The organism is Streptomyces sp. SID12488 (assembly GCF_010548275.1).
Lineage (GTDB): Bacteria > Actinomycetota > Actinomycetes > Streptomycetales > Streptomycetaceae > Streptomyces.
On the sequence record NZ_JAAGLT010000008.1, the window covers coordinates 101317 to 115683 of the forward strand.

General features: G+C 69.6%; 11 protein-coding genes and 1 pseudogene. 8 read left to right on the top strand and 4 right to left on the bottom strand.

All coding sequences use genetic code 11. From position 1 onward, the window contains the following. Nucleotides 1–178 precede the first annotated feature (178 nt). The 3 genes from G3I56_RS15375 to G3I56_RS15385 all read left to right on the top strand — a co-directional run bounded on the left by G3I56_RS15375 (nt 179) and on the right by G3I56_RS15385 (nt 5932). Entirely contained in the window at nt 179–2629 is a 2451-nt protein-coding gene (locus G3I56_RS15375) for a SpoIIE family protein phosphatase (protein WP_164409542.1), read from the top strand. A 186-nt stretch (nt 2630–2815) separates the two neighbouring features. Next, nucleotides 2816–4759: an alpha-L-fucosidase gene (locus G3I56_RS15380; protein WP_164409543.1), complete on the top strand. Its 1944-nt coding sequence runs from the start codon at nt 2816–2818 to the stop codon at nt 4757–4759. 33 nt (nt 4760–4792) lie between these two features. Next, a complete protein-coding gene (locus G3I56_RS15385; protein ID WP_164409544.1) occupies nt 4793–5932 on the top strand; it encodes a hypothetical protein in 1140 nt (379 codons plus the stop codon). 216 nt (nt 5933–6148) lie between these two features. Here G3I56_RS15385 and G3I56_RS15390 read toward each other — a convergent pair whose 3' ends face one another. After that, nucleotides 6149–7324: a serine hydrolase domain-containing protein gene (locus tag G3I56_RS15390; protein WP_164409545.1), complete on the bottom strand. Its 1176-nt coding sequence runs from the start codon at nt 7322–7324 to the stop codon at nt 6149–6151. A gap of 314 nt (nt 7325–7638) precedes the next feature. On the opposite strand from G3I56_RS15390, the pseudogene G3I56_RS43825 reads away from it, so the two are divergent. The 5 genes and pseudogenes from G3I56_RS43825 to G3I56_RS15415 all read left to right on the top strand — a co-directional run. After that, a pseudogene (locus G3I56_RS43825) lies at nt 7639–7779 on the top strand (aldo/keto reductase); the annotation flags it as partial. A gap of 397 nt (nt 7780–8176) precedes the next feature. Beyond that, entirely contained in the window at nt 8177–8599 is a 423-nt protein-coding gene (locus G3I56_RS15400) for an ATP-binding protein (protein WP_164409546.1), read from the top strand. 488 nt (nt 8600–9087) lie between these two features. Then, complete coding sequence (locus tag G3I56_RS15405; RefSeq protein ID WP_164409547.1) at nt 9088–9402, top strand: MerR family transcriptional regulator; 315 nt, start codon at nt 9088–9090, stop codon at nt 9400–9402. 77 nt (nt 9403–9479) lie between these two features. Continuing rightward, on the top strand, nt 9480–10283 hold the full coding sequence (locus tag G3I56_RS15410; RefSeq protein ID WP_203689945.1) for a hemolysin III family protein: 804 nt from the start codon (nt 9480–9482) through the stop codon (nt 10281–10283). 268 nt (nt 10284–10551) lie between these two features. Then, a complete protein-coding gene (locus G3I56_RS15415; RefSeq protein ID WP_164409678.1) occupies nt 10552–11790 on the top strand; it encodes a PP2C family protein-serine/threonine phosphatase in 1239 nt (412 codons plus the stop codon). A 120-nt stretch (nt 11791–11910) separates the two neighbouring features. Here G3I56_RS15415 and G3I56_RS15420 read toward each other — a convergent pair whose 3' ends face one another. From G3I56_RS15420 to G3I56_RS15430, 3 genes are all read right to left on the bottom strand, one after another. Further along, nucleotides 11911–12423 (bottom strand): GNAT family protein, encoded by a 513-nt coding sequence (locus G3I56_RS15420; RefSeq protein ID WP_164409679.1) that lies wholly within the window; start codon nt 12421–12423, stop codon nt 11911–11913. Nucleotides 12424–12748: 325 nt separating this feature from the next. Further along, a complete protein-coding gene (locus G3I56_RS15425; protein ID WP_164409548.1) occupies nt 12749–13519 on the bottom strand; it encodes a class I SAM-dependent methyltransferase in 771 nt (256 codons plus the stop codon). A gap of 5 nt (nt 13520–13524) precedes the next feature. Next, on the bottom strand, nt 13525–14316 hold the full coding sequence (locus tag G3I56_RS15430) for an LLM class flavin-dependent oxidoreductase (RefSeq protein ID WP_343239948.1): 792 nt from the start codon (nt 14314–14316) through the stop codon (nt 13525–13527). Nucleotides 14317–14367 lie beyond the last annotated feature (51 nt).

Genomic DNA, 14367 nt, shown 5'->3' on the forward strand with positions numbered 1-14367 from the left:
CCGCGCCCGCGGGACGACCCACAGGTCGGACGGGGCGGCGACGACATCCCGCCGGTCGGCGGGCCCGCCGTGGTCGGGTTGAGCGCTGTGTGCCGTAGCGGGATGCTGGGAACAGCGCCCCTGACGGGCGGCGCGGCGCGGTGCCGGTTCGCGGCAGGTACGAGGTCGGGATACGCCTATGGACAACGAGCCCGACACGACCACAGACGGAGCGGGCGCAGGAGCGCCCGAGGACTTCGCGGTCGTGATCGACGCCCGCGGGACTGTCATGGCGTGCAGTGCCGGAGCCGGGCGACTGCTCGGGTACGAGCCCGAGGAGGTGCTGGGCCGCCGGGCCCTCGGCCTGCTTGCCGCGAAGCTGCCCTCCGCGATGAGGCCGCGCCTTGCCGCCGGGGAGCTGTGGACGTGCGATCTGGCGCTGCGAGACAGGCACGGAGACAGTGTCACCGTGCAGCTCCGGGGCACGCCGCTGGCAGACGGGCGAGGCAGGACGCACTGGGTCGTCACCCCGGCGGCGGTCACCCACCCCTCCGGGCCGACGGAAGCAGACGCGGCGGAGTTGTGGGACCTCACGCTCGCACAGCTCCCGCTGCCCGTGGCCATCTACGACAGTGAGGCGCGGTTCGTCACCTGCAACCAGGTGATGAGCCAGGCCATGGGGCTGAGCCCGGAGGAGATGCGGGGCCGGACGTTGTGGGAGATCTATCCCACTCCGCCCCTGGACGAGATCGACCGCCTTCAGCGCGAGGTGGTGCGCACCGGTGAGACGATCTTCCGCGAGGAGCAGCCTTTTCGTGCCTCCGGTGAGATCCGCGATCACGCGTGGTCGGTGTTCCTCTCCCCGCTGAAGGACCCGGCCGGCGCGGTGCTGGGAGTGTCGGCGCTGGTGATCGACATCACCGAGCAGTACTTGGCGCGGCGTCGCCTCGCGGTGCTGAACGACGCCAGTGTGCGCATCGGCACCACTCTCGACGTGACCTGGACGGCCGAGGAACTGGCGGAGGTGGCCGTGACGGGATTCGCCGACTTCGTCACCGTCGACCTGCTGGAATCGGTCGTCCAGGGACATGAGCCGCAACCGGTACCGCCCGCCACACCGGTCGTCTGCCGCCGTACCGCGCAGCGGTCGGTGCTTCCGGGATGTCCGGAAGCCGTCGTCTCCGCGGGCGGCACCGACGTCTACCCTCCCGGCTCACCACCGGCCGAGGCGCTCATCACCGGCCGCGGCGCCTACTACCGTGCGGGCGACCCGCTGCTGAGCGCGTGGTCGACGGCCTCCCCGGCCCGAGCCGAGAGCGTGAGGCGGTTCAAGATCCACTCGGTGATGATGGTGCCACTGCGCGCGCGGGGGATCACCCTCGGTGTCATGCACCTCATACGGCACCGGACCGCGGACGCCTTCGGCCCGGACGACCTGCTGCTCGCCGAGGAGATCGCCGCCCGGGCGGCGGTGAGTATCGACAACGCGCGCCGCTACACCCGTGAGCGCCGGACCGCGCTCGCGCTTCAGCGCAGCCTGTTGCCCGAGCGGCTGCCGGAGCTGGACGCGGTCGACCTCGCCTACCGGTACCTTCCCGCCGGCCCGGGGGACGAGATCGGCGGGGACTGGTTCGACGTGATCTCACTGTCCGGGGGACGGGTCGCGCTGGTGGTGGGCGACGTGGTGGGCCATGGTGTGCACGCCTCGGCCACGATGGGCCGTCTGCGTTCCGCGGTACGGACTCTCGCCGACGCCGATTTCGCACCCGACGAACTGCTCACCCGGCTGGACGACCTGGTGATCCGCCTCGACCGGGAGGAGGGCCCGGATGCGCGACGGCAGGCGGAGCGGGCCTCGGGCGAGGTCGGCGCCACCTGCCTCTATGCCGTCTACGACCCCGTCACCGGCTGTTGCGACCTGGCGCGGGCCGGGCATCCGCCGCCTGTCCTGGTGACCTCCGACGGCACCGCGCAGGTGCTGGACCTGCCGGCCGGGCCACCGCTCGGCCTGGGCGGACTGCCCTTCGAGTCCGCCCGGATCGACATGGGCGAGGGCAGCCTGCTCGCTCTCTACACCGACGGCCTCATCGAGGCCCCGGGCCGCGACATCGACGTCGGGCTGGACCTGCTGAGCGAAGCGCTGCGCGCCCCCGCCGCGAGTCTGGAGGAAGCCTGCGACGAGGTGCTGCGCAAGGTGCAGCCCGATCCCCCTGCCGACGACATCGTCCTGCTCCTGGCCCGCACCTCGGCCCTCGGCGTGGACCAGGTACACACCTGGCAGCTGCCGATGGACCCCGCGGCCGTCGCCGGGGCCCGCCGCATGGCGGGCCGACAGCTGGCCGACTGGGGGCTGGCCGAGCTCGAGTTCGCCACCGAGCTGATCGTCAGCGAGCTGGTCACCAACGCCATCCGTTACGGCGAAGGCCCCATCCAACTGCGACTCATCCGTGCCGATGCCCTCATCTGCGAAGTCTCCGACTGCAGCAACACCGCCCCGCATCTGCGGCGGGCCCGCACCTTCGACGAGGGAGGCCGCGGACTGTTGCTCGTCGCTCAGGTGGCCGAGCGCTGGGGCAGCCGCCAGACGGCCGCCGGCAAGACGATCTGGGCCGAGCAGTCCCTGCCGGACGAGGGTGCGACCGAGAGATAAACATGCCATGTATGTCGGCAATTTAGTGCCTCAATATCGGCTATAGCGACTAATGCGCTCTGCGGCATTGGCTTTTCATCCATTCAAACCGTTGACATGCTGCTGTCACATGGTCGAACTTCATGCGTAACGTCTCGCGCGGCACGGCCCACATGGCGGTGAGGCCACAGGACTGGGAGTGAGCGCATGTCGTCAGGAAGTCTGTCCCGCCGCACGGTGCTCGGGGCGGCCGGAGCCGCTGCCGCCGCGACGGTGCTGCCCGTCGTCCCCGCCCTCTCGGGCCCGGTGTCCGAGGCGGCAGCCGCCGAGGCCCGGACCAACCTGAGCGACATGGTGGACATGCGGTTCGGCATGTTCAACCACTTCAACATGGGCACGTTCACCAACGAGGAGTGGGCGGCCCCGAACCGGAACCCCGCTCTGTTCGCCCCCACGGCGGTGGACTGTGCCCAGTGGGCGGCAGCCGCAGCGGCGGCGAAGATGAGCTACGGCGTGCTGACGACCAAGCACCACGACGGCTTCTGCCTGTGGCCGACCGCGTACAACAGCTACAACGTCGCCCAGAGCTCATATAAGCAGGACATCGTCGCCCAGTACGTCGACGCGTTCCGGGCCAAGGGACTGAAAGTGGGCCTCTACTACTCGATCTGGGACCGCACCTACAGTGTGCAGGCGTACGACAGCCGGCACGGCGTAGCCGCCGACCAGACGATCCAGCCCGGTGACCTCACCTACATGCTGAACCAGATCACCGAACTGCTCACCGGCTACGGCACCATCGACATGTTCATCACCGACGGCTACGCGTGGCAGATGGGCCAGCAGGCCGTGTCCTACCAGCGGATCCGCGAGCACGTGAAGTCGCTCCAGCCGGACATCGTCATGATCGACCATGGTGGGCTGGCCGTACCGTTCCTCGGCGACGCGATCTATTTCGAGGAGCCGCTGGGCATCACCTCGCCGACCGGAAACACCTTCGCCTCCATGCAGGGGCAGACGATCAGCAACGGATGGTTCTGGCATCCGTCCACGCCGTCCGAAAGCCTGATGAGCAAGGCGTCGATCCTGACCCATCTGTCGGACCTGGAACCGAAGTACACCTCCTTCATCCTCAACTGCCCGCCCAACCGCGACGGCAAGCTGGACACCAACGTCGTCAACCGGCTCGCCGAAGCCGGGGCAGCATGGAGCCCCGACACCTCCAGGGCGCCCCTGCCGGCGCAACCGCCACGCGCCGAGCACCCCGTGACACCCGTCAGCGCCTACGCGACCGGATTCCATACCGGCGAGGGCCCGATGAACGCGATCGACGGGCTGAGCGACAAGGACTTCGAGACCTGCTGGTCGACCTGGGGACTGTCCCCGTCCCAGCCGCACTCGATCACGATCGACCTGGGCGGGGTGTGGAGCGACGTCTCCACCCTGGAGTACCTGCCCAAACAGTGGAACCGCAACAACTCCACCGACGGCGACATCACCTCGTACGCCATCTCCACCAGCACCGACGCTACGACCTTCACCCAGGTCGCCACCGGTTCCTGGGCCGCCGACCGCGTCACCAAGGTGGCCGAGTGGAGCGCCAGGAACGTTGGCTTCGTGCGGATCCAGGCCACCGCCGGCACCGGCGGATACGTCAACGTGGGCGCCGTCCGGATAGGCGGCAGGGCGGCCAAACCGGCCCTGGTGTCGCGTGTCCTGCCGGGGGACGGAACCGTCTACCGCCTGGTGAACCGCAACAGCGGCCAGGTGGCCGACGTGAGCGGGGCAGGAACCGCCAACGGGACCGACGTCCTCCAGTGGCCCTGGCTGAACCAGGCCAACCAGAAGTGGACCTTCGTCTCCACCGGCGACGGCTACTACAAGATCAGGAGTGTCGGCAGCGGCAAGCTCATGGAGGTGGCCGGCCTCTCGCGCGTGGACGGCGGCAGGGTGGGCATCTGGTCGGACGACAGCGTCTTCCAGCAGCACTGGGCCGTGACCCCCACCGGGGACGGCTACTTCTACCTCAGCAACCGGCTCAGCGGACTGTCACTCAACGTCGACGGCGCCTCGACCGCCAATGGCGCCGGCATCGAGCAGGAGACGTACAACCGGGCGGCCCAGCAGCAGTGGCAGATCATCGCGGTGTGAAGTCGGCCCGCCGCCTCATGTGAGGATGCGGCAATGGTGTGGCTGAGGAAACGCCGGGCGCGGGCGATCGGACTCGTGGCGGGTACGGCGCTGGCGCTGATGACCGCCTGCGGCACGGGCGGCTCCGGCGACGGGGAGCCGGAGGGCCGCGAGGCGAAGTACAAGCGCGTCATCGAAGATCCCCACCCGCGCCCCGCCGACGTCATCGAAATGGCCGGCGCACCCTACGGCGTGGTTCGCGCGGACGACGGCTCGCTGCTTCTGACGTACGAGGCCGACAACGTCGAGGACGACGAGGGGCCGGCTGCCACCGCCTGGCGCATCGTCGACGCCGACGGCCGTACGGTCGCCGAGCATGCGGAGCACGCGAACGCGGAGGACGTGCCGCCCGCGTTCAAGGGGATAGGCGGAGGCTTCGTACGGGTCCCGCGGGACGAGGGGGAGGGGGCGGACGGAGCGTGGAGCCTCGACGTACACGGCAAGCAGCACCAGACAGTCCTCACCGAGACCCCGTTGCGCACCCGCGCCGGCGACATTCTGCTCGCCGAGCTGGAGCCGACCCTCGTATACCGCCCCGCGACGCGCACCGTGGCGCCCCCGGCCGGAGTGCCGGACGACGCCATCCGCCTCGCCGTCGACGAGCGGGGCACGGTCTGGAGCCTCGACCAGCCCCTGACCGCTGACCCCAACCGCGTCGTATGGCAGCGCGGCGCCCGGACCCTCGGCTCGGTGGCCGTTCCCAAGCTGTACACGGGAGGCGTCCTTGCCGCGCGGGGTGGCACCGCGGCGCTGTCCCTCATCAGGGGCGAGGGCGTACGGGGCCTGTGGCTGACGACGGACGACGGCGCGAACTGGCGGACGGTCCTCGCGGGCGGCATTGGCTGGAAGGACCTGAAAGGTGGTCCAGAGTCGCTGGTCCTGGAACTGCTTACGGACGGACGGCTGCTCGTCGGCGAGGAAGGCGGCCGGTACTGGCTCGCCGACGACCGCACCAACAGCGCCTTCCACGAGCTGAGGACGCCGGTGGAGTTCACGTCGTTCACCGTCGACGGCACGACCCTCTACGGCGTCGCGGACGCGACGACGTCGACGTACGACCTGGTGAAGGGCGAAGGGCTCTGGATCTCCCGCGACGGCGGACGCGGCTGGCGGCGCTACGGGCAACGTGGGTAGCGGGTGAAGCCCATGGGTTCTGCGACCTTGCCGTGTTCGAGTCGCTGTCCCCTGGCGTGACATGGGCCTCGCCGCCGACTGCCTTCGGGATCCCTGAACCCAGGGGCTTTTGCCCGGCTGGAGTGGCTGTGTGGCCGCACCGGGTCGTCGGCCGTAGCCCCCTCTCGGGCGGCGGAGCCGTGGAAGGGCGGGGAGAGACATGACCCCAGGCAGCGGTCAGTCCCGGAGCAGCGCGCACACGAAGTTCTCCTCGACCTCGCGGAGCTTCTCCAGGAGCTGCGGCTTCGTCGCCTTGTTCACCTGCGTGGTGAGCGAGAACGTCAACGACCGCTCACCGTCGGGTGTCGCGGCGATCAGCTGGGTGTAGCCGGGTGTGTTTCCGGTGTGGCCGAGCACCACGCCACATCTCGTGGTGTAGCGGAAGATCGCCGCCCCCGCCTTGTTCCTGCCCGGACCCGCCGGTTCCGAGGCGCCGTCGACCCAACGGCGCTGCTCGCGCAGTGTCGCCCGGGAGATCAGCGCGCCGCTCGTGTAACCGCGGATGAACCTGGTCATGTCCCTCGGAGTGGAGACGATTCCGCCCGACGCCCACACTCCTGAGGCGCCGACCAGCTCGCTGATGTCCTCCGGCGCGGCCGGCGGCTGGACGGGGACGTCGTAGCCGCGCATGTACGGCTCCGGCATCTCGAAGCCCTGGGGGAGGCTTGTGTCGTGCAGGCCGAGCGGGCGGTACACCAACTGCCGCAACAGCTCCTCGTAGTGCTTCCCGGTCGCCGCCTCGGCCATCAGGGCCACGGCGATGTTGTCCGAGTTGGAGTACTGGTACCGCGAACCGGGGCGGAACAGCAGCGGCTCGCCGGCCACGAAGTCGAGCAGCCGCCGGGAGTCGAAGCGATGGTGCAGATCGGCCTTGAGGATCCTGAGGAAGTCCGGACTCCGGCTGAAGTCCGGCAGGCCGCTGGTGTGGGTCAGCAGCTCGCGCAGTGTCACCGAGTGCCAGGCACGTGGGAGCGCGGGCAGCCTTCGGCCGATGGTGTCATCGAGTCCGAGCGCGCCTCTGTCCACGAGCCGCAGTGTCACAGCGCCGCTGAACGCCTTCGCGGTACTGGCGATACGCATGTGGTCGGTCGGTTCAACCGGCCTGCCGGTATCGACGTCGGAGACTCCGGCCCGCAGAATCCGGCGTGACTCCCCTCGCTGGAGCACGGCGATGACGCCGGGCGGGCCGCCCGGCGCGCGGACCAGTTGTTCGAGCTGGCTCTGAAGTGCGCGGTCAGGGCCGGGGCGGGGCGTGTCGGCTTCGGCGGGTGCGTACACCAGGGCTGCCAGACAGGCGCCGGCCAGCACGGCGCTGACCGGCAGATGCAGATGGGGGAGACGGGACAGCGGCATGGGAACTCCTCGGGCGGGCCGGGGGAGGGGTACGCCCAGCATCGGCCGCGTGGCGCCCGGTTGCCTGTGCCGCTGCTGCATACGGCCGAGCAGGTCGTTCATCGTGTGCCCGGCGAGACGTCATCCGGACACCCCTGTCTCAGCAGGCCAGCAGGCTCCCTGGTCGGGTACAAGCGCCATCGCAGCGGGCAGAAGGCAGTTCCGCCGTTGGGCGCCGAACCGTGGGCACCGAGATGCCATGGCCTGGACGGACTTTATGGCGGCCCTCGCTTTCCAGTGTCCCGCAGATGTGAGCGGAGTTCCTGTCGCGCGATTCATGGCTGCTGACCCGCGGCGACGACATCGCCCCCATCCCCATCCCCATCCCCGGCACCCGGCGCGTCTCGCGCGTCGAGGAGAACACCGCCGCCGACGCCGTGGAACTCGGCGCCGCTCAGCTCGAACGCCTGAACAATCGACACGAACGAGGATGCACCGCGCTGGATCACCTGGTGCGACTGTGCTGGGAAGCGACCGTTCGGCTGTGGACGTTCGACATCCAGCCGATGGCCAAGCCCTATGGCGCCGCCTTCGGCCCTCGGCAAGGATCTGACCGCCGCAAAGCAGGCAGCCGATGGCCTGCGCGCATTGCCAGGCCCTCCGTGGAGCCGCGTCACCCCAAAGGAGACCGCGCGGCGGAGACGGCCCTGAGCCGCTCGACATCTGCCCCCGGCGCGAGCGGTGCCGGACAACATCCCTGGTGGCATGCATGACGCCGTCGCGGGTACTGGCATGCGTGAACGGGGGAGTGAGGTCGAACACGTGGGATGTCATGCCGGCGATGGCGCCTGTACGGCGCCGAACGCATACCTGATGCGCGCCGGCTTCGCCCTGGGCGGGGACGACGGCTGTATCGCCGAGGCCCGCCACCATGCCCTTGCCTTTCTCGATCAGGCTCACGCGGACCATCACCTGCCAGTGGCCGCACGCGTGAGGGATTTCGTCCAGTTGGTGGTCAGCGAGCTGGTCACCAATGCCCGCAAGTACGCCCCCGGCCCCGTTCTGCTCGAACTGCGCATCGACGCCCGCGCTGTGGACGTCGTCGTGTGGGACAGCGAGCCCACCGTTCCCGCGGCCCGGGCGGCCGATCCCGGCAGGGTCGGCCAGCACGGACTGGAGATCGTCAAAGCCGTCACCGAGGACCTGTTCATCGAGCAGGAGCCGGTCGGCAAGCGCATCACGGCTCGCATCGCCCTGTCCGCAGAGGGCGAGCAGCCACGACCTCCTCGCGCCTGACCCGGGGCGCGCGGTTCCACGAGGCCATACCTCAGCACCGACAAGCGAAAATCTATGTTGGCGAGAGTAGACATGGGGCGGCTGTGTAGCTATGGTTTCTCTCGTAGCTCAGAGAGACAGCAGGGCCCGGCAGACACGAACTGGCGGGCAGCAGTACACGTGGTCGCAGTTCGCAGTACCCAGCAGTACGCAGTTCCCGTATGGCAAGCAGTTGATCACCCAGGGAAGAGCGGAGGAGCCGAGCGCCATCAGGATCGCCCGGGCGGAGTCTTGAGCCCGGGTACCGCAGGACATCGATAGTGAGGTGGTCTCCGGTCGAGCAACCGCGATCCCCGCATACCCGACAGCATCCCGGTCGGGTCAGCGGAGGCAGAAGGCCGATGCGGTACAAAGGTCGGCAGATGGTGTAGCAGTTCCTTCGGGCCCTGGCGCCGTACGGCGCCAGGGCCCCTCCACGCGTTCGACAGATACTCGACAGAGAGGTGTACGTGACAGCAGAGGATTCGTACGGCCGTATCGACGACGATGACTACCCCGCCTACACCATGGGCCGGGCCGCCGAGATGCTCGGCACCACGCAGGGCTTCCTGCGCGCCATCGGCGAAGCGCGCCTCATCACCCCGCTGCGCTCCGCGGGCGGGCACCGCCGCTACTCCCGCTACCAGCTGCGCATCGCCGCCCGGGCCCGGGAACTCGTCGACCAGGGCACCCCCGTCGAGGCCGCCTGCCGCATCATCATCCTCGAAGACCAACTCGAGGAAGCCCAGCGCATCAACGCCGAATTCCGTCGCGCCGCATCCTGACACACAGCCTTTATCCGCCCCTGGGCCCGCGGAGACGTGCCGGACCGCCCCATCCGCCGATGCGAGAATATGAGCGCATGATCGCCGAAGATACTGAGCCGCCGGCACCCGGACGGGATTCCCAGCCCGTCCCCGGCCCCACGCCCGACACCCCGCGCGGCCAGCCCGTCAACGTGCCTTCCGGCGCGACCGGACGGCTGACGGGCGGACAGGCAGCCGCCGGTCTGGAAGGCGTCGCAGAGCGCGCGGCTGCTGTGCTGAAGCCGAGGCTGCGCGGCTGGCTGCACGCAGGCGTGTTCCCCCTCGCGCTGGTCGGCGGCATCGTCCTGATCGCCGTTTCGCGCTCGGCGGCGGCAGTGGCGGCCTGCTCGGTGTACGCGGTGTCCGCCTGCCTGCTGTTCGGCACCAGCGCGGTATACCACCGCGGAACGTGGGGTGCGCGCGGGGAAGCGGTCCTGCGGCGGCTGGACCACGCGAACATCTTCCTGATCATCGCCGGCACCTACACGCCGCTGGCGGTACTGCTGCTGCCCGCGCACCGGCAGCTGGTGCTGCTGGTCGTGGTGTGGGCGGGCGCCCTGGCCGGCATAGCCTTCCGTATCCTGTGGATCGGGGCTCCCCGGTGGCTGTACACCCCGTGCTACATCGCCCTGGGCTGGGTGGCCGTCTTCAACCTGCCCGACTTCGCGCGCACCGGCGGCACCGCGGTCGTCGTACTCGTCATCGTCGGCGGTCTGCTCTACACCGCGGGCGCCGTCGTCTACGGACTCAAGCGCCCCGATCCCTCACCGGCCTGGTTCGGCTTCCACGAGGTTTTCCACGCCCTGACCATCGCAGCCTTCACCGCGCACTACACCGCCATTCTCCTCGCAGTCACATGACGGCGTCCAAGGCATGCCGAAGCGCAGGACTCGGGCCTGGCAGGGACCTGGCCGCACATGGCCCGAGACTGGACGGCAGGCGGAGCGGACCCGGGGCCCATGGTGCAATTGACCTGTCCGGCATGGGGCTTGGCACAGCTCTTTCGCGTATGCGGGGCAGCGTCCCGAGCGTGATCGAGCAATTGAGGGAGTCGCTGTGACCGCAAGAGCGCCGGACGGCGGGCAGGTCTTTCGTCTTCCCGAAGACGATAGTCGCCTGGGCAGGGCGATGACTCTGGCGGGGACGCTGGAGGCGGCGGAGGCCGCGGCGCCGGTGGAGTCCCTCGACGTGGTCGCGCGCATGCTCAAGGAGCACATCGGGGCCGTGTCGGTGTCGTTCCTGATCACCGACTTCACCGGTAGCTCAGTCGTACGGCTGGGGGCGGCCGGCAGCGTCGATACCGACGAACCCGCCCGGCGGATCAAGCTGCGGGGCACCCTGTACGACGACGTCATCCGCACCCAAAGGCCGAGCCTGGAGGACAAGGGCGAGGGCGCGCTGGTGCGGATCGTCGCCCCGGTGACCAACCGCGGGGACGCCATCGGGCTCCTCGAACTGTTCCTGCCCGTGGCGCCGGACGCGGAGGTGATGCGGGAGATCGGCGAGACCGCTCACGCGCTGGCGTACATCGTCATCGCGAACCGGTCCTACACCGACGTGTACCAGTGGGGCCGCCGCACCACTCCGCTGAGCCTGGCCGCGGAGATCCAGCACCGGCTGCTCCCGGATTCGCTGGCGTGCGAGGCCGCGCAGTTCGCGGTCGCCGGGGCGCTGGAACCGGCCGACCACGTGGGGGGCGACACCTTCGACTACGTCATCGACCGGGACAGTGTTCAGCTCTCCGTCACCGACGCCATGGGGCACGATGTTGACGCCGCGCTGCTGGCCAGCCTCCTGGTGGGCGCCCTGCGGCGGGCACGGCGAGCCGGTGCCGACCTCGCCGAACAGGCCCGCCAGGCCGACCAGGCCATGCACGAGCACGGCCGCCAGGGCTACGTCACCGGCCAACTCCTGCGTATCAGCCTGATCGACGGCAAGACCGAGTTCGTCAACGCCGGGCACCCCTGGCCGCTGCGGATGCGAGATGGACAGGTACAGGAAATCACCCCGAAGATCGACACGCCGTTCGGCTTCCCCATCCCACACACCTACCAGGTCCAGTCGTTGGACCTGCGGCCGGGCGACCGGCTGGTGATGCTGACCGACGGCATGCTGGAGCGCAACGCGGGCAGCCTCGATCTGTCCGACCTGATCGTGCGCACCCGCGCACTGCATCCACGCGAAGCCGCCCGCACCCTCATCGGGGCGATCGTCGACGCCAACGACGGCCACCTGCAGGACGACGCGACCGTCATGTGCCTGGACTGGCACGGCACCGTCCACTCCCATCGTGACGCGGCAACCGGAGCCGACCTCACCGACGCCTCACGAGCGTCAGGAACGGGACGGACCACCCCCGGGCGATGACTCGCCTGACCGTTTCCTGCAGCGGACTGCTCCCACGGGCCGACAAGCACGCGGGGGCGTCCACTGGTACACCGTGGCCGTCGCAGGTCGCGCTGGCCGGACCATGGCCGAACGGCAGACCTACTCCAGCTCCTCCGCCAGCAGGTCCATCAGCAGCCCGTCGTGCCAGCTGCCGTCCGGGCCGCGCTCGTACTGCCGCATGATGCCCACCGGGCGGAAGCCGACCTTGTGGTAGCACCGGATCGCAGCGGCATTGTCTGCGGCCGGGTCGATCACCAGCCGGCGGAATCCGTGATCATCGATCAGATGGCGTGCCAGGGTACGGACGGCGTCAGTGCCGAGGCCGCGCCCGTGCACCGCGGGGTCGAGATAGATGTCGATGTTGGCGTGCCGGTAGTCCGGCTCGTCCTCGGCGCCCCACTGGACCGCGCCGGCCACCCGGCCGCCGTGCTCGATCGCGAAGGTCTGCGCCCCGGGATCTTCGAGCTCCTCGGCCACGGCGGCCGTCAGGTCGTCGCCACCCCGCCAACGCGCGTACACCTCGGGCGTGCTCCGGATAGCGACCAGAGACGGGATATCGTCCACCGTCGCCGGCCGAAGCGTCACCAGGGCTCCGCGCAGGACCGTCCGCATGCCACTGATCATCCCCGACTCCGGATGCACTCGTCCAGGGAGTGGGGGAGGGGCGCGGACGTCCACGCCGAACCGAAACCAGGCTTCGCCCTGGACCCCCCCGGCCACCAGTGGACGTAACACCTGGCCCCAGCGGTGTGACAGGGGGTTGCGCGACGACGAGGAGCACGCTGATCGCCGGCACCTGAGCGGCCTGACCGCGCAGCCCTGGTACAGGGTTTCGGCCCGGGCGTGACGTGAGGCGTTGGAGGCCGAGTTGAACGTGGACTCACGGCTGGACCGGGCCCGGTGCGTGGTGGACTCCTCGCACCTCAGGTGCCGATGGTCAGCGACTGTGGCGCGCTGTGACGATCCAGGCACGCGAGTCGAAGTACACGCCGCCGTCGGTGTTGTGGGCGTCGAGGATGGTGCGTAGCCGTGTGCGTGCCTGCTCGGTGGCCGTGGCGTCGAGTGCGGCAAGGAGGTCTTTGACTTCCCACAGGCGGAGCACGGCGTTGAAGGCGGTGGCGCTGTCCGGGCCGTAGCAGACGGGCTCGTGCACGTCGGTGAAGCTGACCTCCGTGAAGCCGGCCGCCGTCAGGATGCCCTCCGTGACGGCCGGGTCGGCGAGCGAGAACGGGTCCGGACCGTGGGGTGCGGCTGATGTGCCGGTGAGGGTACGGCGGATAGCGGTGGCCCACTCATTGCGGTCACGCTCCTGCCAGACCAGCAGCACCAGGCGCGCGCCGGGGCGCAGAGCGCGCCCGATGTTCGTGAACGCGGCGACCGGGTCGGTGAAGAACATCGTGCCGAACCTGCTGATGCAGAGGTCGAAGTGCGTCGGCGGAAAGCGGTGAACCTGGGCGTCCGCCTGCTCATAGGTGATGTTGGTCAGTCCCTGCTCGTCGCTCAGCCGACGGGCCCGTTCGAGCATGGGTGCGGAGAGATCGACGCCTACCGCGCTTCCGGTGATGGTGGCGCGGGCAGCCTCGCGCGTGGACTGACCTGTGCCGCAGCCGATGTCGAGCACACGGTCACCAGGACCGACGCGGGCAGCGGCGCGGAAGAGTCCGTTGTGCGGGCGCAGTTCCGCGTCGTAGTCGAACAGGTCGGACATCACCGTCACCTGATCCTCTCGATGTCGATGTCGATGTCGATGTCGACCGGACCGTCGTGGAGTACGCCTCTCACCTGGTCCAGTGACACTGTCTCCGGTGCGAACTCCGCCAGCCACCACGTGGCGCCCGCCTTTGCGTAGGGACCAGGATCGGCGCCGGGTGGGAGAGGTACGGCGATGTCGTACGAGGTCGTCCTTGGCCGGCGGAGACCGCTGATGGTGGTGACGACGTCGGCGAGCTGGTCCGGGTGTTCGAGATTGACCGGGACGAAACCGTCGTGCCGGGCGGCGCGCCGCAGTGGTTTGACGTTACCGGGAAGTCCCGCGGCCCACACCGGCACGCCGGGGCGCTGAACCGGTCGGGGCAGGAAGGAGATGCCGTCGACGGTGTAGTGCCGGCTGGGATGGTGCACCGGCCTGCCGGACCACGCGGCGGTGAGAATCTCCAGTGCCTCGTCGAGCATCTGGCCCCGCCGCCGGTCGTCGAGTTCCTCGCCGGTCGCGGACAACTCGGCGGCGAAGCGATCGCTGCCGAGACCGACACCGAGTGTGAGGCGGCCGTCGCCGAGCCGGTCCAGGGTCGCGGTTTCCCTGGCGACCTTGGCCGGCCGACGCCGGGCAAGGGGTGTGACCATGGGGCCGAACCGCAGGCGTTCGGTGGCGGTGGCGATCGCGGCCAGCGTGATCCACGGGTCGGCCACCTGCCGGACCGGCTCCCGCCAGCGGAGGTGGTCCCATACGAACACGCCGTGCCAGCCGGCCTCCTCCGCCTCGGCGGCCAGACGTGCGACCACCACCGGGTCGGCGAGCGTCGAAGATCGGCAGCCAGAGCGCCGACCGGAACCGGG